At 59.3% G+C, this 20,516-nt stretch carries 23 protein-coding genes and 2 pseudogenes; 7 read left to right on the forward strand and 18 right to left on the reverse strand.

Annotation, left to right across the window (positions count from 1 at the left end):
- Positions 1-2: 2 nt before the first annotated feature.
- The 8 genes from RBH20_RS07430 to RBH20_RS07465 form a co-directional block, all read right to left on the reverse strand.
- A complete protein-coding gene (locus RBH20_RS07430) occupies positions 3-248 on the reverse strand; it encodes a hypothetical protein (protein ID WP_306707025.1) in 246 nt (81 codons plus the stop codon).
- A gap of 297 nt (positions 249-545) precedes the next feature.
- Positions 546-998: an SWIM zinc finger family protein gene (locus RBH20_RS07435; RefSeq protein WP_306707027.1), complete on the reverse strand. Its 453-nt coding sequence runs from the start codon at positions 996-998 to the stop codon at positions 546-548.
- Positions 999-1,313: 315 nt separating this feature from the next.
- Positions 1,314-2,252 (reverse strand): PfkB family carbohydrate kinase, encoded by a 939-nt coding sequence (locus RBH20_RS07440; RefSeq protein WP_306707029.1) that lies wholly within the window; start codon positions 2,250-2,252, stop codon positions 1,314-1,316.
- A gap of 356 nt (positions 2,253-2,608) precedes the next feature.
- Positions 2,609-3,547 carry a transcription initiation factor IIB family protein gene (locus RBH20_RS07445; protein ID WP_306707031.1) on the reverse strand — a complete coding sequence of 313 codons (939 nt, stop codon included), beginning with the start codon at positions 3,545-3,547 and terminating at the stop codon, positions 2,609-2,611.
- 70 nt (positions 3,548-3,617) lie between these two features.
- A complete protein-coding gene (locus RBH20_RS07450) occupies positions 3,618-3,947 on the reverse strand; it encodes a hypothetical protein (RefSeq protein ID WP_306707033.1) in 330 nt (109 codons plus the stop codon).
- Entirely contained in the window at positions 3,947-4,309 is a 363-nt protein-coding gene (locus RBH20_RS07455) for a winged helix-turn-helix domain-containing protein (RefSeq protein WP_306707035.1), read from the reverse strand. The genes RBH20_RS07450 and RBH20_RS07455 overlap by 1 nt, the downstream gene beginning before the upstream one ends.
- 109 nt (positions 4,310-4,418) lie before the next feature.
- Positions 4,419-5,360, reverse strand: coding sequence for an ArdC-like ssDNA-binding domain-containing protein (locus tag RBH20_RS07460; RefSeq protein WP_306707037.1), 942 nt, complete (start codon positions 5,358-5,360; stop codon positions 4,419-4,421).
- A gap of 126 nt (positions 5,361-5,486) precedes the next feature.
- Positions 5,487-5,816: a 2Fe-2S iron-sulfur cluster-binding protein gene (locus tag RBH20_RS07465; RefSeq protein WP_306707501.1), complete on the reverse strand. Its 330-nt coding sequence runs from the start codon at positions 5,814-5,816 to the stop codon at positions 5,487-5,489.
- A gap of 59 nt (positions 5,817-5,875) precedes the next feature.
- On the opposite strand from RBH20_RS07465, the gene RBH20_RS07470 reads away from it, so the two are divergent.
- The gene (locus tag RBH20_RS07470) at positions 5,876-6,202 is read left to right on the forward strand and encodes a UPF0175 family protein (RefSeq protein ID WP_306707039.1); all 327 of its coding nucleotides are present in this window, start codon (positions 5,876-5,878) and stop codon (positions 6,200-6,202) included.
- The gene (locus RBH20_RS07475) at positions 6,199-6,705 is read left to right on the forward strand and encodes a twitching motility protein PilT (RefSeq protein ID WP_306707041.1); all 507 of its coding nucleotides are present in this window, start codon (positions 6,199-6,201) and stop codon (positions 6,703-6,705) included. Before RBH20_RS07470 ends, RBH20_RS07475 begins: the two co-directional genes overlap by 4 nt.
- A 163-nt stretch (positions 6,706-6,868) precedes the next feature.
- Here the strand turns inward: RBH20_RS07475 and RBH20_RS07480 are convergent, their stop codons facing one another.
- The 10 genes and pseudogenes from RBH20_RS07480 to RBH20_RS07525 form a co-directional block, all read right to left on the reverse strand.
- Positions 6,869-7,444, reverse strand: coding sequence for a hypothetical protein (locus RBH20_RS07480; RefSeq protein ID WP_306707043.1), 576 nt, complete (start codon positions 7,442-7,444; stop codon positions 6,869-6,871).
- 82 nt (positions 7,445-7,526) lie between these two features.
- Positions 7,527-7,922 carry a hypothetical protein gene (locus RBH20_RS07485; RefSeq protein WP_306707045.1) on the reverse strand — a complete coding sequence of 132 codons (396 nt, stop codon included), beginning with the start codon at positions 7,920-7,922 and terminating at the stop codon, positions 7,527-7,529.
- Between the two features lie 71 nt (positions 7,923-7,993).
- Positions 7,994-8,359: pseudogene (locus RBH20_RS07490) on the reverse strand (hypothetical protein).
- A 4-nt stretch (positions 8,360-8,363) separates the two neighbouring features.
- On the reverse strand, positions 8,364-8,864 hold the full coding sequence (locus tag RBH20_RS07495; protein ID WP_306707502.1) for a hypothetical protein: 501 nt from the start codon (positions 8,862-8,864) through the stop codon (positions 8,364-8,366).
- A gap of 191 nt (positions 8,865-9,055) precedes the next feature.
- Complete coding sequence (locus RBH20_RS07500; RefSeq protein WP_306707047.1) at positions 9,056-9,904, reverse strand: OB-fold nucleic acid binding domain-containing protein; 849 nt, start codon at positions 9,902-9,904, stop codon at positions 9,056-9,058.
- A 65-nt stretch (positions 9,905-9,969) separates the two neighbouring features.
- Positions 9,970-10,179: a hypothetical protein gene (locus RBH20_RS07505; protein ID WP_306707055.1), complete on the reverse strand. Its 210-nt coding sequence runs from the start codon at positions 10,177-10,179 to the stop codon at positions 9,970-9,972.
- Positions 10,180-10,511: 332 nt separating this feature from the next.
- Positions 10,512-10,829, reverse strand: a pseudogene (locus RBH20_RS07510) (hypothetical protein); the annotation flags it as partial.
- A gap of 128 nt (positions 10,830-10,957) precedes the next feature.
- Positions 10,958-11,581 carry a hypothetical protein gene (locus tag RBH20_RS07515; RefSeq protein WP_306707060.1) on the reverse strand — a complete coding sequence of 208 codons (624 nt, stop codon included), beginning with the start codon at positions 11,579-11,581 and terminating at the stop codon, positions 10,958-10,960.
- 63 nt (positions 11,582-11,644) lie between these two features.
- On the reverse strand, positions 11,645-11,836 hold the full coding sequence (locus tag RBH20_RS07520) for a hypothetical protein (RefSeq protein WP_306707066.1): 192 nt from the start codon (positions 11,834-11,836) through the stop codon (positions 11,645-11,647).
- Positions 11,837-12,257: 421 nt separating this feature from the next.
- Entirely contained in the window at positions 12,258-12,467 is a 210-nt protein-coding gene (locus RBH20_RS07525) for a hypothetical protein (protein WP_306707073.1), read from the reverse strand.
- 205 nt (positions 12,468-12,672) lie between these two features.
- Between RBH20_RS07525 and RBH20_RS07530 the strand changes: the two genes are divergently transcribed.
- From RBH20_RS07530 to RBH20_RS07550, 5 genes are all read left to right on the forward strand, one after another.
- Positions 12,673-13,140: an excalibur calcium-binding domain-containing protein gene (locus RBH20_RS07530; RefSeq protein WP_306707080.1), complete on the forward strand. Its 468-nt coding sequence runs from the start codon at positions 12,673-12,675 to the stop codon at positions 13,138-13,140.
- A 394-nt stretch (positions 13,141-13,534) separates the two neighbouring features.
- Positions 13,535-15,706 carry a hydantoinase/oxoprolinase family protein gene (locus tag RBH20_RS07535; protein WP_306707084.1) on the forward strand — a complete coding sequence of 724 codons (2,172 nt, stop codon included), beginning with the start codon at positions 13,535-13,537 and terminating at the stop codon, positions 15,704-15,706.
- A 129-nt stretch (positions 15,707-15,835) separates the two neighbouring features.
- Positions 15,836-18,358 carry a hydantoinase B/oxoprolinase family protein gene (locus tag RBH20_RS07540; protein ID WP_306707090.1) on the forward strand — a complete coding sequence of 841 codons (2,523 nt, stop codon included), beginning with the start codon at positions 15,836-15,838 and terminating at the stop codon, positions 18,356-18,358.
- Between the two features lie 17 nt (positions 18,359-18,375).
- The gene (locus RBH20_RS07545) at positions 18,376-18,891 is read left to right on the forward strand and encodes an acetone carboxylase subunit gamma (RefSeq protein ID WP_007190186.1); all 516 of its coding nucleotides are present in this window, start codon (positions 18,376-18,378) and stop codon (positions 18,889-18,891) included.
- A 46-nt stretch (positions 18,892-18,937) separates the two neighbouring features.
- Positions 18,938-20,515: a long-chain-fatty-acid--CoA ligase gene (locus RBH20_RS07550; protein WP_306707100.1), complete on the forward strand. Its 1,578-nt coding sequence runs from the start codon at positions 18,938-18,940 to the stop codon at positions 20,513-20,515.
- The last annotated feature ends 1 nt before the right edge of the window (position 20,516 follow it).

Below are 20,516 nucleotides of genomic sequence, written 5' to 3' on the forward strand. Positions count from 1 at the left end.
GCTCAGAAACTGCAACTGGTCCCACCTGAGACAACTGACGACAGAAGGAACTGGACGATCGTCGTCGCAAGCGGTGCAACGATGACGCCCCACACCAACCCCTGTGTTCGGATCTGTTTGAGTTCCATCTTCGTGTCTGCTTGTCGCACCATTGGTGTTGCAACCGCCGCACCAAGGGCGAGCGTCCCACCGACCAGCGGTCCGCCGAACTGGATCAGCGTGAAGATGTTCTTGATCGTCACTGCCATATCTGTCTGACAGAATTCCTCGCCGATACTCTCTGCAGCAGCTGGCTCAACACATAGCAACCCCAGTGCTATCACTCCAACCAAGACCTGCCGACCGTACTGTTTCAGCAGTGCGATACGATTCTGTTCCGATGCCGAACTATCGGCACTAGATGTGACCCCCATCATTCCTATCTCACTGCCACTGTGTTAGTGAACTCCCCCCGGAACCCACTGTTTTCAGTGGCTAATCCAATATAGCAAACACTTCGATTTAAATTTAACTATTTTTGGTGGAGTATTAATTTTCCGACGAGGTTACGAAAAGTCTCGCCGACCTCGTTGATAGCAGTCCCAACAGGGAAATTCCGGAAGACAGTCCTCGCACTCGTCAGCGTTGGAGTCGTCAGTAAGGCGGTTTGTGCCATCTGTGGGAGCCCCCTCCCCAGTGTCCGAATCCAATGAGGATCCACCGTCGCCTCTGAGACGGGCCCGAACCTGAGAGCTGCGGCGTGTTTGGTTCCCTTTTGGCCGTCGGATAGCGATTGCGACTCGGTGTTTGCACGCGCCGTCAAATCGTTCGTCGGCTGGACAGGTACACGCTTGGGGAACTGACCCATCCATCCTGACGAAATACTCGTGATCGGCCGGGTTCGCATGACTTTCGTTGCGAATCTGGAACCCGCTTCCGACTGGCCTGATGTCGAACCGTTCGTACTGTGCGCGCTTTGCGACTCGCGTCGAAAACGTGAGTACTTGGAGTGGGTGCATAATCGCTCTCGCGGCGCACTGCAATGCGCCCGCACCCCTCCGGGCGCACAAAAACACTGCAGAGAGGCATTACTGTCTTGCCTGTGTGGTAAGCTGGGGTCTACCCCAACGAGACTATTTTACTCACCGACATCCCCCGCCACACGAAGGTACATTTGCTCGTCGACGATGCAGGACAATTAGATGGTGTGTGGCGACGCAACACGTTCGCGTCTCTCTTCGCATCGCCGATCATCACAGCACGTCGACTGAGACCGTGGTCCTGATCGGGACCCGCACTGAACCCTAGACTGGGTCACGGTGGGCTGGACGGAATCACTCCATGAAGTCCCTGACAATATCCATCGAGGGGATGGCCTGTTGGGCGCCCTCTTCGGTGGTCGCCAGCGAGGCAGCAGTGATAGCAACGGTGACAGCGCCGACTAGCGGTTCGCCGGCCGCAAGCCGAGCAGCGAGGTAGCCATTGAACACGTCGCCGGCACCGGTCGTGTCGACGGGACTGACGTCTGGTGGGGTAACGCTGACCGACTCCCGGCCGGGTTGCTGGATGATCGCCGGGTCGGCGCCGCGCTTGCGAATCACGGTGCCCTCAAAGTCGGCAATGGCGTCCCGGAGCAGTTCGTACTCGTAGGCATTGGGGGTGATGATATCGACGGCGTCGTACTGGAGCAACGGCTCCGCACCGACCGACGGCGCCGGGTCGTAGATGACCGTCGGTCGATCGGGCTCGCTCTCGAGAGAGCTGACCAGTGACTCCATGGTTGATATGGGGATCTCGTTTTGCAGCAGCAGGCACTCGGCGTCGAGGAGCGCCTCCCGGTGACGGTCGGCGTACGCACTGTCGACAGCCCCGTTGGCTCCCGGGATGATCGCAATCCGGTTCTCGCCGGCCTGGTCCACGAAGACGTACGCCTTCCCGGTCTCGGCGTCGGTGGACTCAATGTGGTCGACGTTGACCCCTCGGCCGTTCAGTGTCGAGAGGACGCTGTACTCCGCCTCATCTGAACCGACCAGTCCGCAGAGGGTCGTCGCCGCGCCGGCCCGGGCGGCGGCGACTGACTGATTTGAGCCCTTTCCGCCGATCATGGTCCGGTTGACGAACTCATCAATCTCCGCAGGGACCGACTCGACGACTCTGGTCTCGTCTAGTGACGGGAACCACTCGTATCGGGCCGGCAGTTCCTTGACCGTCGTCTGGTCGAGACGCGCCACGAGGTCGACATTCACGCTCCCGAAACTCACCACATCAGACATCTACGCGGCTATTCGTCACCGGGAATAAAATGAGTGGCCACTGCAAACAATTTCAGGCGCGGTGGCCGTGGCTATTGCAATTCTTACAGCCGTAGTCGTTTACACGCTCTATGATTAGTGGATACACTCTCCAAGCCTTGCAATCCACCCACGACAGAAACCGTAGAACAAACCAGCCGATCCGGTACACTGTCCCGCTGTACTGACTGCTCACGGAAGCTTGTAGACAGCAATACCGGTATGCCCACACTGGGGACAGGCATCCATCTCGGTGTCCCCTGTGATAGTTTTTCCACACCGCCGGCACTCTCGATACACTGTCGTGCGCTTGAACACCCTCCGAAGCCAGTCACCGATCATTCGTCGTCTGTGAGGAAGGCGGTGAGTCGGTCACGATGATTCCGGACCGTTGCCGCCGACACGTCTGCAGCATCAGCAAGTGCTAGTTGTGTCGGTGGATCCGCCATGGACGATGCGGCAACCGCGAGACAGGCCGCCCCAAAGCCTGCAGGATGGGTTCCACTGCTCACCCCCTCGTCGTGGGCACGGGCGGCGAACTCCCGTGCTCGCTGTTCGACCTGGGCAGGCAGTTCGAACTCGTCGGCGACCGACGGAATGAACGCGATCGGGGATTGCGGTGGCACGGGCAGTGCAAGTTTCCTGTTGAGCGTCCGGTAGCCGTTCTCGACGCATCCTACACCGACTGGTGTAACGGCTGCGACCTCCGCCAGAGTTCGTGTCGTTTCGTTCAGTCGGCAAATCGCGTACACGCTCGCGGCCGCGATGGACTCGATTGACCGACCGATGAGAAGGTCATTGTCCTGTGCAGTCCGGAACAGGGAACTCGCCTGTTCGCGAAGCGAATCGGCTAACTCCAGCTCCGAGGCGATCCGTGCAATCTCACTGAGTCCAGTGGCGAGATTCCGTTCGGCTTTCGAGCGCCACCGTGCTCTTGAGTGCTCACGACGGAGCCGATTGAGCTGACGCTGTTTCTTTGCTGGAAGCGCATTCCCGTTTGCATCCGTCTTGTGACCGATTTCCGTTGAGAGCCCTCGATCGTGCCGTGCCTCTGTGAGTGGCGCACCTGTTCGTGCTTTCGACGTATCGTCATCGGGGAATGTCCGAGGACCACGTCGGTCAAGTCGGCAACCCTCGATGACGACGGCACAGTCCTGACAGGTGATTTCTCCACCGTCCGTTTCGAGGGCCCCACCACACTCCGGGCAGGTATCCGCAGCAATCGTTCGACCACTCGATTCATCGAAGCCACGTTCGTAGATATCGCTGGAAGCCATCTATGAATCCGAGGCCAATGCTGGCTGGCCCCGCACCCCTCAGGGGCTAATAAAACGCTCGGCGGTGCTGTTACTGATCTCGATGGCCAGCGAAGACTGCCATTCGACGTACTGCCCTTTCGGTCACACTGTCTGTAACCCGAGCAACTGCTTGTTCGATATTGTTGTTTCTGAGTGAGATGACTGCCCACGGTGCAACGAACGACTCCCGGTCGAGTCGTCCCTCAACGAACGCATCCGCCAATGATATCGATTCATCGTACTCTTTTGTCGAAATTCCCACTGCGATGTACTGCTCACCAGCAAACGGATGGGACTCATCGCTCACGATGAGATACGGTCGATGTGGTGTGTCCCCAGATGGATCCCCCGCTACGACGACAGTGCCTCGTCGGTACATCACTCGTCAGTCTGCTCAGTATCGAGATCAGGAAGGTCCGAATCCCAATCCGAGTTCTGGTCGTAATAGTCTCCCTCGAACTGGTCCGCGACAGCTTGTAGTCCGATTACACTGGCCGTATGGGCATCGTATGCTTCGACGTTGATCGCCCAGTACTTGCCTTTGTGCCGGATGAGCCCCCGTTGTTCGAGTCGGCGAAGCGTCGTGCCGACGCTCCCACGGGGAATATCAAGTTCCTCGGCAAGCTCACTCGCCCGGAACCCGAGTTTGTGGTGGCTGGCGAGAAACTCGAGGATGCGACGTCCGTTAGTGTCCTCGTCTGGCAAGTCGTTCGGATGGTAACTCTCAAAATCAACAGGCATTGTAATGATATGTAACAGTATGTCATCAAACGTAATAACGATGCAGGCTGAGACAGACAGATGAGTTTAGTCTCGAATCGGTGATGGATTCGTTTCTATGAGACCGTGTTCACCTGCGTTGGCACTCTTCGACGGCTTCGATTACCTCGGTCGCGGTTCGACTGATTCGACCGAGGCGGTCCAGAATCGTGTCAGGTTCTTCGGACTCCCATGCGGCGAGGTACAGGGCTGACCCGCTCATGTCTAGTCCGAAGTGTCGGCCCACGACGTAGGCGACCGATTCGGCTTCGACCTCTCGTTTCGTCCGCTCAGGTTTGTCTGTGACGCCCTTATGAAGTAATGCGTGGGCGTATTCATGGACAAGGACCGCAGCCATCGCGGCAGCACTCTCCCGAGCTTTGATCTCAATGGCAGCGTCGTACTCTTCTTCATCGTCGACCGAGCGACAGATGCCTTCGGCAGCGCCGTGTTGCCACTCCTCTGCATCAACGACAGCTACCTGCACCCCCAGCGTGTCCGCTGCTCCAGTGACTGCTGGAAACAGATCTGTGGCGTCTCCGCGTGCGTCCGTGTCCAGTTCTGGCAGGGGTTCGCCCTCAGTCTGTGAGATATCAAAGACGGGGACGGGTTTGAACGCCACAGGCCCCTCCGACCACTCGTCGGGTGGCGTCTCGTCGTACTCACAGTCAGTGTCAGCGTGGTAGTTGGGGGAGTTGCCACAGCCCGGACACTGCTTGGCGATGATGGGTGCCCAGATCCAGATGGCCTGCTCACCGTCTTGGACCTGTCTGTCGAACTCCTCCTGCCACGTCCGGTAGCCGGCGACTTTCGTCGCCTCGGGACACTGCCGGGCGATTAACAGTGTGTTCCGATACGAATAATCGTGGAAGCGACTCTGGACGTCAAGCCATGCCTGGAACTGCTCGCTTGCCTTTGCGTCGTCGACCTGTTCGGTCAGGTCCTGTGCCCACTGTTCGATCGTGCGATGCATCTCATCGGTGCGAGTGTCACTGGAGGGAAACTCCACTCGCGAGGTCGTGTTCGAAGCCATTTCGAAACCCGCGAGGCACTGTGTGTGGCCCCGCACCCCTCAGGGGGCAAAAACAACCCGCAGGAGTGACGTTGCAGGACAGAGTGCTGAATGATAGCAGTCTGGTTTCGTTTGGGGTCCCGTAAGCTACTCTGAGGAAATCTGCCGTGGGAGGACCTGCCCCCAAATGTGCTTTTCGAGTAGGCGGACTGTCAGCGGGCGTTCTACCTCGATACAGCGGGAGAGCCGCGGATAGCCAAACCGAACCGCTGCCGCATCGTGCCAGTGTGTCGGTTCCGGGGCAGGATCGACTTCGACAGTACAGGTCGAACAGAGACCGCGGCCGCCACAGTTGGCGTACTGCGAGACAGTCCCGTATACAAGGGAGCCGCGCTGCAGTAGCGCATCTCGGAGGGTGGTACCCCGTTCAACCTCGATAGTCGTCTTTTCATCACAGTGTCCGAGTGAACATTTTATGCTTCAATCGAGCCAGCACAATTCATATAATGTATGCAGGAGTATGTTCGGACGAAGCCATGCCCCGGACCACCGCCACCATTCCCGACGATCTCACTGATCTCATGGAGGGCGCTATCAAAGCAGGCATTTTCGAGAACAAGAGCGACGCGGTCCGTCACGTCTTACGCGAATACTTCGATGAACACGAGAATGCACGAATCGCTGCCGCGGTGTCACTATACGAGGACGAAGCCATAACTCTCGGGACTGCTGCTCGGCTTGCAGGTATGAACCGCTTCGAGATGCGGGATGTCCTCCGCGAAGAGGGGATCGAACTTCGCTTTGGCCCCGAAGACATGGACGCTGCGCGTGACGAGATCGATGTCGCTCGGAATCTTGAATGACATCGGCACCACGTAATGCAATTGTTCTCAACACTACCGTGCTGTCGAACTTCGCACACGTCCAGCGCGTCGAACTGCTCGAAACCCTTCCTCGACTCGTCACTGTCCCTGCGGTCCGGACCGAACTCGAAGACGGTGTTGAAACCCATTCCTACTTAACAAACGCACTGACCGCCCTTGACGCGGATATTCCGGTTGCCGAACTGTCACCACAAGCCCAGACACTGGAGGCGACCTTCCTGGAACGACTCGACCCAGGTGAGGCACAGGCCGTAGCCGTTGCAGAGACCGTCGATGGGACCGTCATCACTGACGACGGCGATGCTCGTACAACCACGATCCAACGAGACATCAGATTAACCGGATCGATCGGCCTCCTCGTCCGTTTTGTCGAGAGCGATCTGATCTCCGCGGCGGCTGCAGATACGTATCTCAAACGCTGGATCGACGAAGCCGGGTTCCACTCGCCCGCTCGTGATTTTGAGACGTTCCTCACGGACTGAAACCGGTTTCACTCCAGCAGCTTCTGAACGACGACACTGGTCAATGGTCTATAATGCTGTGACGACCAGTTACAGGAGTATCTGCGGACGCGGATCAGAGCTGTACGGCTGGCTCGGAGTGTCGTTGTGGGCCAGTCTCAAGAGCATCTGAATGGCCACTTTCTCAGGCTGACTCGGCCACCAGCTCCGAACGCGCGTCTTTCAGGGCGCCTTGGAACTGCCAACTTGCCCGCTTGAAGGCCTCGTCGGTCGGGCCGTCCCACCGGGGGAACGTGGAGTGGCCGCTCACTCTGACGGTCCACTCAGCAGGCTCGTCGAACGGGGTCTTTGTCGGGAGTTCCACGACGTAGAGATACTCCTCGTCACCGTGGATGCCGTCTGCTGGATCCTCGACACCGTGGCCCAGCAGGAATAGTGGCTGGTCGAGATGCTCCATATTGGCTGGATCGAGGAGGTTAGCTGGCTGTGTTGCGTCAATCGTTCGCTCTGGATCACCATCCAGATACAACCCGACCGTCGAGAGCTTATCGAGGAACACGAACGTCGCCGCCGTGTAGCTCGGCCCGCGCTCGGCGCGGGTCGCATCGAGAAGTTGCTTCAGTTGAACGAGATCCAGAAGCACGCTCTCCGGGTAGCCGTCCGAATGCCGGTACACCTGCGCGACTCGGTCGGCGTTATCTGCTGTTCCATTGGTCTGTTCGACTCGTTGTACGAATCGGAGTTGACTGCGTGTCGACATCGATACCCTCCGACGCGTGTGCGCCGGCACCTATCCCCGGCGGAAAAAACACTACACGCAGTCGCTATGTGACTGAACCCTGCTACGCCAGGTGCGACACGCTGTCTGGCTCTTCGACGGCGTCGAATTCACCCCGTTCAACCGGCTCCCACTCCTCACCCGGCTTCGGACTCCACCAATCAATTTCGTAGCCATCACGCGTGGCGAAGATCTTCACGCGTGCCGATCCGTCGGGCAGATCACGACGGAGCTTCTCGTCAACATGAATGTTCCAAGTCGTGTCGGTGTCGAAGCACGCGAGGATGGCCTCTTCGTAGCCCCGTGTCTCCTGGGACTCTTGCAGTACGACCTGCGTGTTACAGCTCTTGCAGAACACCCCCTCGAACGGGATGTGGCTGAAGACCTCGTGTCCACAGACTGGACACCAGAGGAACTCGAACAGTACATCACTATGACGGTCGATAACTTCCAGACTCATTGCTGAACCTGGCCCGCTTTGGACGGGCCACCCCTTTCGGCCCACAAATAAACCACACTAGGGATCTGGGCTCAGCGTTCGGCGCCGTAGACAGTCTTCGAACGCCCGTCGTAGCCACAGTCCGGACAGTCGAACCATCGCTGTACCGTCGCGCCAGCAGCTGACTTTTGACTGACGACGACGTCGTTGCTCAGACAGGTGGGACAGGTGAGCTTGGGAGTCGGCTTGTCTCGGAGGACATCCCGGAACGTGGTCGCCGCCTTCGTCTCGAAGCCCCGTGACCAGACCGGGTAGCCGTCGACAAGAATCGCTCCTCGCCATTTGTACCGGTAGGCGTCCGGCGCTCGATGCAGCACAACCTAGGCACCAGTCTCGGTGTTCCGGTACGCGAGTGTCGGCGTGCGATTCTCACGACGACAGTTTGTGATTCGGGGCATCCTGTTAGAAGTGGACGTCTGCGGGTACGATCCAGAGCGTCTGGCTGTCTTCGTCTTCCTGGAGAATCCGGTCGAGCTGGCCCCGATGTCGAATCCCCTGTGCGTGTTGGTCGTACATCGGGATTGACGGCCCTTCGTACGCGCCAACTTGGCGGAACGCGTGCCGGGCGAGGTTCTCGTTGCGCATGATCGCCTCATCTGAGAGTTCGTCAAGCGCCTCCTTCACCCGGTCGAGATTCCGCTGGAACTCTTCCTTCGTGGCGTTCCGGGCTCGATCGAGCAGTTCGCCGCCTTCCTCCGAGTTGATGGGTGCTGCCGTCGGCAGGTCTCCCCAGCGGGCCTTTCCAGCCACCGTCGTATCGTCTTCGTCGAAGGTGCAATAGTAATCGAAGACCGCTGGGGAATGGGGATCAGCGCCAACGAGTCGATTGAACACTGCTTTCCCTGCAGCCAATGCTTCGTTTTCTGTCGATGCTTCTACGAGCGCGTAGATGATCATGTGCATTTTGAACCCCTCAACCGCCGACGACTGGTCAGGGAGCGTGCCCGTCCCAGTTCCGCCGGCACCCATCACGGCGGAAAAACCCACACCCGAGGTCGTGGCTGCGCGCGCAGCGAAGCGAGCACGGAGCGGAGGGTGGGGCGGTGGGGTCTGGGCCGGTCTGGCAAATAGCAAAAAAGAGAGGCCTTAGCCCGTTACTCCCACCACCGACCGCGTTCGGGGAAATGGATGGATGACCAGCCGGTGACGGCCAGCGAGGCGCGTCCCTCGTACCAGTTCACCGAGGCCCCGTGAATACGGACCTTATCCCCTTCCTCGATCCAGGGAGCTTCTGAGGCCTTCCAGATTGTCACACGCGTTCTGCCGCTCTCATCCTCGAGTAGTCCAACGTTCTGTATTGTGGGGCTCGAGGGATCCCACAACTGTGCCACCCGGCCTTCGATGCTCACTTCACCGCGATTGACTTCTCCAACTTTCGCAATGGGAATGACTGTCCCAGCCGCCTGATCCAGTTCGTCGTAGACATCGACGACTGCATCCGTCATTCCACGGCCGTCTGCAACCCGCTCGGCCAGCCGCCGACTGATCGCCGCCCGCGTCCAGCCATCGAGTTGCTCCGCCAACCGCGCTGCCTGCCTGTTGACCATTGCGAGGTTCGACTGCGAGAGCATCTCTCGGGGGTCGTCCTTCGCTGGATCCTGCCATCGGTCCACGCTCGCGGCCCGCTCGTCGAACCGCTCTCGTGCCTGCTGCCTCGCCTCCTGCACTGCATGTCGCGACCCCGCTTCCCGCATTTCAATTTGCTCGCCGACCCGGGCCCGAGTTCGTGCGATCTCGATGTCCCGCGCCATCGCTTCCTCTTCCTGTGCCAGCGTCATGCTCGCCCGACAACTGTCCGGGTGGTTCGTATCGACTTTTCCCTGAATCTCCTGTTCGACCGACCGCCGCAGTTCGGGTGTCTCGTCGACGACCCAACCGCGCTTCTCGTCTTTTCGCTTCTGTGCGACCGTACGCTTATCACGAATGACCTTCTTATTTGACATTGGAACTTACACCAGTTCCGAAGGCGTTCACGCGCCGACACCGCGATGCTGCAACATCGCGGTTTTCACGACGACAACTGCCCGACAGTCCCGACTGCGCTCTCGCTCGCGCCTTCGCGAGCGCCCCAGTGGGCGCGAGCGAGAGCGCTTTCGTGCGATGAATACACCAGCCCCGCGCGCCACCACGCCGCCCGGAGCGAGCGGCCAGCGGGATTAGCTTGCTCGTGTCCGGCCCGGAGGGCGGGTTCGTGTCCAGTGTGACTGTCGACGAGCACTCGCGCCGTCAGGTGGCGCGAGGGCGCAGTCGGCACCAAACACTGGAACGCGAAAGCCCGCGAGGGGCGCAACCGACAAGCTAACCCGCTGGCGTCGAAGGCACATGCATTTTAGCCCGGCAGTCCGCCCGCTACTGCAGGCAGACCGCCCGGAATGGTCGGTCGCGAGCGACGCGAAGGGCGGCAAGGCGAGCGGGGCGGGCCGTCATGGACACACCTGTTCAGCCGGCTGCGACGCTCGATAAGCCATCCACTGTCTGCCGGATTCAGAACGGGCGAGGGCTTTCGAGTGTCCTCTCTCACCGAATCAGACCAGAATCCAGTCAGGTGTCTCAGGGGACTATGTCCTCAATGAACCGGAAGCCGTTGACGAACGTCACTGAATCCCTATATCCCTCGCTCGCGAGCACGATTCCAGCCCCCTCGCCGGCCGCGATGTCCGTCGTGTAGATGCACGCCTCGGTCGCCGTTCCTGTGCTGAGGTACTGGACAGTTAGGGCGGCGGCACGCGCGACCTCGTCGGCAGGCCGGTCGTCGGCGTTCGCGATGTCCCGCTGGATGCTGTCCATCATCCGGGAGACGGCAGGCTTGGAGAACTCGGGCGACACCGCGACTGTCGCCCAACCCTCGTCAATGGCGACGTCGGCGGGTTATCCTGCTGGATACCAGACGACGGCGCAGGATAACGCTACACGGCCGATGACAGGATCTGTGGACGGAGACAAGCCCGCGTTACCGTGCTCGATTCGCTCGTTAACCGTGCCTGTTCGGGGTCGGCTCAGTCGGCGTCGAGTGCTGCCGCCAGTTTCGTCGCGCCGTCCTCGTAGATACTCTCGCCGTGCCCGACCAAGATGCGCTCTGGGTGGTAGTCGGCGAGGCCCTCCGGTGTCTCGTCGAGAGCAGGATGGACGCCGATGTCGTTGTCGCCCTCACAGAACCCCGGGAGGGTTCCGAGTGTCTCCATGATGACTAGGGTCCCACCGGCTTCGTCGACGAGAACCGCCTCCTCCCACTCGTCTGTGTCGATAAGGCGGTGGATCTCGTAGTTCGTGCCGGGGAGTGTAGCTTCGAGTGGCTCCGGGTCGTTGTCGAGTTTCTCGCGGGTCAGGTCCATCCAGTCCGGGATGTGCACGGCGACGTCGTGGCGCGCCGCGATTGCTTCGGCGTCGCGCGTGTGGCGGTCATGGATCACGACCACGCCGGCGACTTCACCCAGGTCGCTCAGTCGGTCGTCGAGTCCGTCGGCGTCGAGGGGGTCGACAACCCAGACGCCGCTCTTGGTCGCGAGCGCTTGACTCCCGCGCATGGCGTCTTCCTCTGGATGCGAGAACCAGGTGATGCCGCCGTCCCATTCGGTCACCGCCTCGAGCGAGGGTCGCTCCGTTGGCTCGTCATCGGACATGTGTAGTGGTATTAGGCACCACGCCTAAACGTCTGTGCTTACCGGCCCCAAGCGGGTCGTCCGTCACCCCTTGTCCGTTCGCAGGTTGATCGTCGCCACAGTCTCGTACGGGTCGCCGTCCTTAATGATCGCGTGATGGAGACGGTGTCGACGGTCGAGGTCGTAGTCCAGCCGGAACTCTGCGATCGCGGTCGCTTCCGTAGTGTCGTCGGGGAGCACGAAGCTGACGTGGGGACTCTGACCAGCCGCGTGCACCGACCCGCCCAACGCCCGGAATGGTCAGTCGCGAGCGAAGCGGGGCACGAACACGGTGAGCGCCTCGACACGGCCGAACGAAGTGAGCCGTGCGCCAGCAGAGGGCAGCAAGGCGAGCGGGGCGGGCCACAACCAGTTGATGTGCAGAAAATGTCGATCCGAGTGAAAGACGGATTTGACGAGTATGAACTATCCGAGTCTCTATTGGAGTGTCGTGCCTCCCGGCTGTAGGGCCGACAGGTAGTCTGAATAAGGACACAGGGGTGGAGCACATGATTACCGACCAGAAAGGGCATCTAAGATCTCGTATAGACCTATCCAAAACTGGTACGAAGAGCAGATCAATTCCGAACAGGTAGCCCGTTCGGTTGCCCAGCTACAGGACTGACATCGTCCGGCTTAGCGACTGTTTCTTGCAGTATTACGGTATCGCCACTAGCCGCGTCGCAAACTGTGCTTTTCGCAGGCCGGGTTCCGAAAGCAGGTAACGATGATTCTCTTTGTCTAAGATTGTCCGCGTTAGCTCAACACAGAGTTGCTCATGTTCATCGGCAAAGTAGGTGTACACCTCGTGTTTCGGCATATCGAGGCCATATGAATCGAGGTGGATGCGGATATCGTCTTTCCGCACAACAGTATCACAGCCAAGCTTCCAGATATAGTGGAACTTCTTGTTGTTCCGGCGAACGGTGAGAAGTCGCTTGGAGTCCCCGTATGTAATTATTCACCCACGTCTGCCGATAACAGTCGAGAGAGCCCCCTTTAGATGGACTTGGAAGTCACCAAGACATTCCATACCCAAGCTGTATATGTAATTGGTAAGTAGTCTGTAATAGATGCGCAAAGGACGGCTGCTCGTTATCGGTGTCAGTCTCGTGGCGTTAGCGAGTGGCGTAACCGGTCTCTTGAATGGAAACATCAGTCAGGGCGTGTTCGCGGTTGGCCTGTGCCTCGTACTCGGGTATTCGTTGAAGATCTCGACGGCCGAAGACCCAGTCGCTGGTGGGATTGTGTTCGTTGTGCTTCTCGTTGTACTGGGTGGCATTGTCGGCGCTATTGGCCTTGTGCCACCACTGGACACCGGCGATGTCCTCGACTCGGAAGACACAGAGCCCAGTCCGACACCTGAGCCGAGTGCGATCAAAACGGACACAACCAATGCTGGGGCGTCCGGATACAGTGGTGACTACGATTGTGACGATTTCTCATCACAGTCGGCTGCCCAGGATGTCTACGAGGAATCTGGTGGTGCACATGGGCTGGACGGTGACGATGATGGGAAAGCGTGTGAGAATCTCCCCTGAAACCGAGTAGATCGAACGAGTGGAAAAGCGGGTACAGAGTACCTCCGGAAGCTTCAAACGAACTCCGCGGTAGTAACGGACCGATAGAATCCTGGAAAGGGGACACAATCCTTTGTTGGCTGCCCGTTTGCTCGCACTCTTTATTCCTTGGTTACTGAGATACAACGGAGTCAGTGTGTCCACTGGACTGGGCGCTCAGCCCTGCTGCTTCACGACTCTCGGACAGAGTATCCGTAGGTTTCGATCCGATACTAATATTGCCACGTGATTCCTCAGCCACCCATCATACATTTTTAAACGTTATACATATGTCTTCCCTGTGTTTCGGCCTGTCAGTCCGGGTTCTCGTAGTTCGTGGTAACGATTAACCTACAATGGTCAATTGGGCAAGGTGATGGCAAGTTCAGAAGACGATCCCTCGGACCACCACAACGCAGAGATCCTGTCAATCGACGCTGGCGGGACGATGACAGATACGTTCCTCATGGACTCCAACGGTGAGTTCACTGTTGGAAAAGCAAAGACCACACCGGATGACGAATCGCGGGGGTTCATCAAGTCCTCACAAGATGCCCTTGAGGACTGGGGCCTGACTGTCAAGGAGGGGTTCCCGAATCTCGTGTCGACAGTGTACTCGGGCACCGCAATGCTGAATCGGCTCGTCGAACGCGAGAGTGAGGTCGATGTGGGGATTCTCATTACCGGCGGGATGGAAGACACACTCCGAATGGGGCGTGGCCGGCAGTCGTACACCGGCTACTCATATTCGGATCGGCTCCACGTCAACACCCACAAACACCCCGAGCCATTAATCCCGCGGAACCAGATCCGTGGCGTCAGAGAGCGTATTGACGTCAAAGGGAACACACTGGTTCCGCTGTACGAAGACGATGTTCGAGAGGGGGTCAATGACCTGCTCGACCAGGATGTCGACCACATCGTCGTGATGTACCTCCATTCCTACAAAAACGGTGACCACGAACACCGGACCCAGGAGATAGCCGAGGAGATCATCGACGAACGCGAGATGGACACGACGGTGATGCTGTCGAGCGAATACTACCCGACACTGAAAGAATCGGAGCGGCTGAACACCGTCACTGCAGAAGCGTTCGCCGCTGAGCCATCCAGAGATCAGCTAACGAATATTCAAGACTCCGTTGACGAACAGGGCGGGAACGTCGGCGTACGTGTGATGGCGAGCCACGGCGGGACTATCGATATCCACGCCAACGAACTAGCCCGGACGCTCATTTCGGGCCCGATCGGCGGGATGATCGGTGCCAACTATTTCGGGGAAAAACTCGACTACGAGAATCTGGTATGTACCGACATCGGTGGGACCAGCTTCGACATGGGCATCATCATCGGGAACGACTGGCAGATCGACTACAGCCCGGAGATGGCCCGTCTCCTCTTATCGCTGCCGATGGTCAACATGGAGAGTGTCGGGGCGGGCACGGGCAGCTACGTGCGGGTTAACCCGACGTTCGACAAAATCGAACTGGGCCCTGAGAGCGCCGGCGACCAGGTCGGCGTCAGCGCGGTCGAAACGGATGTCGAGACGGTAACCGTAACAGACTGTCACGTCGCGATGGGCTGGATCAACCCCGAGAACTTCCTCGGCGGAGACATGCCTATCGACCGCGACGTGGCCGAGCGAGAAATCAAAGAACAAATCGCCGACCCGCTCGGCATGGGTGTCTACGAAGCCGCACAGGGTGTCATCGACATTCTGGAGAGTAAGCTCCGGAACGACCTCGAAGCGGTCGTGACCGGTGAAGGGTACGCACCGTCGAATTTCAAGTGTCTCTCGTACGGTGGAGGCGGCCCTGTCCACACCGCCGGCTACACCAAAGACCTGGGTTTCGACGAAGTGCTCATCCCCGAGTGGGCGGCTGGCTTTTCGGCGTTTGGCTGTGGCGCTGCCGACTACGAGTACCGGTACGACCAGACGACGAGTATCGACGTCGATCCGGACCTCTCGATGGAGGAAGCGGCCGAAACCGCCGGCCAGGAACTCACCGAGGTCTGGAAAAACCTCGAACAGAAAGTCGAAGCCGAGTTCGAGAACAGCAATATCGGCCGGAGCGAGATAGAGTTCCAGTACAACATTCTCGGACAGTATCAGGGACAGCTCAACAGCATCGACATTGAGTCACCGGTCAGCCGCGTCGACACCCCGGAGAAGCTCGAACGGCTGCTGGACACCTTTGAGGAGGAATACCGGCGCACGTACTCCGAGGAGGCCCGGTCTCCGGAGCTCGGGCACACTGTCACGCAGGCCTCGGTCCGCGGCGTCCGGGACGTTGTCAAGCCGGAGATCCCCACGGAGGAAACCCAGGGTCCGGAACCGCCCGAGGAGGCGTTCAAAGAGACCCGGGAGGCGTACTGGGATGGCGAGTGGATGGAGACCGAGATTTACGACCTCCACGCGCTCCAGCCAGGGAATGAACTCACTGGCCCCGCCGTGATGGAGGGTGCCGCGACGACCTACGCGCTCCCGCCGGACTGTGAGACCTACCTCGACGAGCACCGTGTCCACCACCTGACCAGGACCGAGTAAGAGCGGTATCCCGCTCTTGTACAGCGATGCATCTATCCCGTCGCTCGGGTCCACTCCGGCGGTGAGGTAGGTGCACTGTACGAGCCCGCATCTGGCTCCGATCAGATGCCCGCAATACAACACCACATCATGAGCTCAGAACACGAATCTGGGGAGAACTTCCCCCGCATGCGACGCGAGAAAGAGAAGGTTCACGAGAAACAGGCACAGGGCGATGGAATCGGTTGGGACGGCAAGACGCTCCGCGAACAGTTCGAAGAACTCGAACAGAAAACGGAGGAGACGGACCACTACGCCGGCTTCGAGAAACTCGAGTTCAAAAACGAGGAACCGATAAAGTACGAACAGATGTTCGCACAGTTGCGGGGCGACCTCGTGACTGCACGCGAGACCTCGAAAGAGGTGGCCGCAACACCGATCGTCGAACAGGAGGGGGAACTGTGTTATGGCCTGTTCACACCCGAGGGTGACTCTATCGCTGTCTCGACGGGTATCATCGTGCACATCCACACGATGAGTGAGGCCATCAAGTACATGATAAACCACGATTACGAGGAAAGCCCTGGTATCGAACCGGGGGACATCTTCGTTAACAATGACACGCACGTCGGGGACGTGCATCCGTGCGATATCATGACGCTTATTCCCATCTTCCATGAGGGAGAACTCGTCGCCTGGGCCGGCGGCGTCAACCACGTCATCGACGCTGGAGCGATCGGCCCTGGCAGCATGAACGTCTCCCAGGCCTCCCGCTTCGGTGACGGTGCCTACTACACGGCCCGCAAAATCGGCGAAGACCTCGAGATCTACAACTCCTGGAAGAACGACTTCCCGGACAAGACTCGGACGCCGGACTTCCTGAAACTCGACGAGAAGACTCGGATGACCGGCTGTCTGATGATCCGGAACGCGGTCAACGACATTATCGACGAGTACGGGATCGAGCGGTTCAAACAGCTCTCTCGGGAAGCAGTCGAAGACGGACGCCGGGGCTTCCGCAGCCGCATCAAGAAGACGATGCTGCCCGGTACCTACCGCGGTGCGTCTTTCGTCGATGCGCTTTATGAGGGCCAGGGAAACCTCACCCGCGAGTACGCGAATGAGAACCACCTCATGCACGCCCCATCAGAATTGCACGTCCGCGAGGACGGTTCGTTCCAGGTTTCCTTCGAGGGCGCAAACAAGTGGGGCTGGCATCCATACAACTGTACCCCAGCCGCCATTCAGGGCGGAATCTGGGTGATGCTCACGCAGACAGTCATCCCCAACTCGAACGTCAATGACGGCGCGTACTACAGTTGTGACTTCCACCTGCCGGTTGGGTCGTGGGCCAACACACAGAACACGGAAACGGCACACGCCTATGCCTGGCACTTCCTAGTCTCTGCCTGGGCCCCGCTCTGGCAGCACCTGTCCAGAGGCTACTACTCGCGTGGCTTCTGGGAGGAAATCAACGCCGGCAACGCGAACACGTCCAACTGGCTGCAAGGCGGTGGTATCGACCAGTTCGACAAACTCCACGCGGTCAACTCCTTCGAGTCCGCCTGTGAGGGCGTGGGCGCCCGGTACGTTGAAGACGGCGAACCCCACGCAGCCGCCATCTGGAACCCCGAAGGCGACATGGGCGACGCCGAAGTCTGGGAGATGACGGAGCCACTGCCGTTCCTCGGTCGAGCCGTGAAACCGAACACAGGCGGCGCTGGGCGCCGTGCCGGCGGCGCGGGCTTCGAGTCCATGCGGACGGTCAAGGACGTAAGCCGGTGGCTGCTGTACGAGATGGGCAACGGCTACATGACCAGCGACGGCGGTCTCTTCGGCGGGTATCCCGCTGCCTCGGGATATATACTGAACGCACAGGATACGGACCTTGAGGAGCGCTTCGAGAACGGCGAGGACTACCCACAGCACGACCTCGACCCCGAGAGCGGCGAGTTCGAGTCCAAAATCGACGGTGAGATCACCCGCCGCCCCGAAGGTATCAGTACGCCAAAGCAGTTCGACGACTACGATATGTACCTGAACTACCTCCGCGGTGGATCGGGACTTGGCGACCCGCTCGAACGTGACCCGGAAGACGTTCTTTCGGATATCCACGATGGGTACGTCCTTCCCCGACATGCGAAGGACGCCTACGCTGTCGTGGTGAACAAAGTCGACGACGAGGCAAAGCACAACTCCGCCGTCCAAGGCGAGTGGGAACTCGACGAAGAGGCAACTGAAGAACTCCGCGAAGAGCGGATGGACGAACGCGCCGAGAAGGCCCAGCCGGTGTCGGAGTGGTACGAACAACAACGCGACCGCATCCAGAACGAGGAGAACCTCATTGACGACGTGAAAAAGACCTACGAGAGCAGCATGCGGATGAGCAAGCAGTTCGCCGATTTCTACCACGAGTTCTGGGACCTTCCGGAGGACTTCGAGTTCGACCTCAGCGAGAAGGCAGAACGGTCTCTCAACGGCCGCTTCAAGTCGGGGACGAAAAAGAAGTGGAAGAACCCGACGAAAGGCCACGAGACGTGGCTCGGTGTCGGGCGCGACGACGAACCGGAGGTGCCGTACACGTGGACGGCCGATCGCTCGATTCGTGACCTGCCGACCCCGAAGGCTTCGTTCGGCGACACGACGGTCGGAAAAGCAATGGACGACGACTGATACAGAGGTGAACACACATGCCAGAATCCTACCCACGCGAACACATCGAAGACCTCGTCGACGACAACCTAGAGTGGAATCAGCTGCACAACATGATGAGCGATTTCAAGGACGCGGACCGGTTCCAGCAAGTCCGCGACGTCCTGCAGGAGCGGGTCGACTGGGACGACCCGATTGTCATCCCGTACGCGGACCACCTGTACGTCGTCGCGAAGTCAGAGGACCGGTGGGTCATCAAGTGCGACTGTGGCCACGAGTTCTGCGAGCACGACCAGAACTGGAAAGCAGACGCACTCATCAACGTCCGGGACTCCGAGGAGGAGTATCTCGAAATCTACCCCGCGGACATGCACCCACACCCTGATTACATGGAACTGCGCGAGTTCTTCTGTCCGGGCTGCAAGACGCTGCTCGAAGTGACCAACGTCATGCCGGGGTACCCGCTCATCCACGAGTTCGAGCCGGACATCGAGACGTTCTACGAGGACTGGATCGACGAGCCGATTCCGACGCCAGAGGGGCAGTCGGCGTAACACCTCGACGGGCTTCCTTCCGTTCTGTATTCAATCGTGAAAACCCATGCTACAACAGAGTCCGCCGACGCTGAAACAGCTCTACGAGTCAGTGCTCCGTCGATACGAGGGCGCACCTGCCGTCACATTCGGCGACGAGACGCTGACCTACGCTGACCTCGATACGGACTCCGCGCGTCTCGCCAATGCACTCTTGGAGCGTGGTCTTGAACCTGAAGACCGCGTCGGAATCTTGCTATCGAATCGCCCGGAGTACACCGTCGCCGACATCGCACTTGCCCGTGCAGGCTTGGCGAAAGTCCCGCTGAACGACATGCTGTCGGCAGCGGACATCGAGTACATGTTGGACAACAGCGATACCAGCGCGCTCATAGTCGGCCCGTCTTTCGCCGAGATAGTCGAGTCAGTCGCTCCGAACGTGCCGACGCTGGACCGGGTCATCTCGATAGACGCGACAGTCAGTTCGAAACTGGAGCGCACCCACCATGTCGATTCGTTCGAGCAACTGTTCGAAACGGCCGAACCGGTGGCCCCGGACGTTTCGGTTTCGAAATCCACCCTTGCTGGCGTCTTCCACACTGGCGGGACAACCGGCGACCCGAAGGGCGTAAAACACACCCAGGAGAACCTCGCGCTGAACGCACTTGCACACGCCGTCGAACTCGATATCCAGCCCCGGGACACGCTATTGCTGATGACGCCGCTCCCGCACTCGGCTGGTCTCATCATGGCCGGCGGGTTAGCACAGGGGAGCCACCACGTCATCACGCAGGGCTTCGATGCCGAACGCGCCCTCGAACTCGTCGAGCAGGAAGACATCTCGTGGACGTTCATGGTTCCCACGATGGTGTACCGCGTCCTCGACGTCCTCGAACGAGAAACACATGACACCTCGACGCTGGAGACGCTCGTATACGGCGCAGCACCGATGAAGCCGGATCGATTGCGCGAGGGGCTGGACAAGCTCGGCAGCGTCTTTCTCCAGCTGTACGGGCAATACGAGACGCCGGACCTCATCACTGTCCTGCCGAAGGCCGCTCACGACCCCGACGACGAGGAGCGACTGTCCTCGTGTGGCCTCCCGACCACGATGTGTGAGGTGAAGGTTGTCAACGAGAGCGGCGAGACGGTCCCGCCTGGCCAGCCGGGTGAGATTCTAGCACGTGCCGCCTACTCCATGGAAGGGTACTACGAGATGCCGGAGAAGACCGCAGAGACGGTCGAAGACGGCTGGATCCACACCGGTGACATCGGGAAGGTAGATGAAGACGGCTACTTTTACATCATCGACCGGGACTCTGACGTTATCGTTAGCGGCGGGATGAACGTCTATTCCGTCGCCGTTGAGGAAGTCGTCCAGCAACACGACCAAGTGGCGAACGTCGCCGTCATCGGCGTCCCGGACGACGAGTGGGGCGAGGCGGTAAAGGCCGTCGTCGTCCCCGAGAGTGACACCGTAGACCGGGCGAATATCAGGTCGTTCTGTCGGGACCATCTGGCGGACTACGAAGTGCCGAAATCCATCGATGTCGTCGAAACACTCCCGACGACCCCCTATGGAAAGCTCGACAAGAAACGACTCCGAGAACCATATTGGCAGGACCAGTCACGCCAGATCAACTGAC

It is taken from the genome of Haloarcula sp. H-GB4 (genome assembly GCF_030848575.1).
GTDB lineage: Archaea > Halobacteriota > Halobacteria > Halobacteriales > Haloarculaceae > Haloarcula.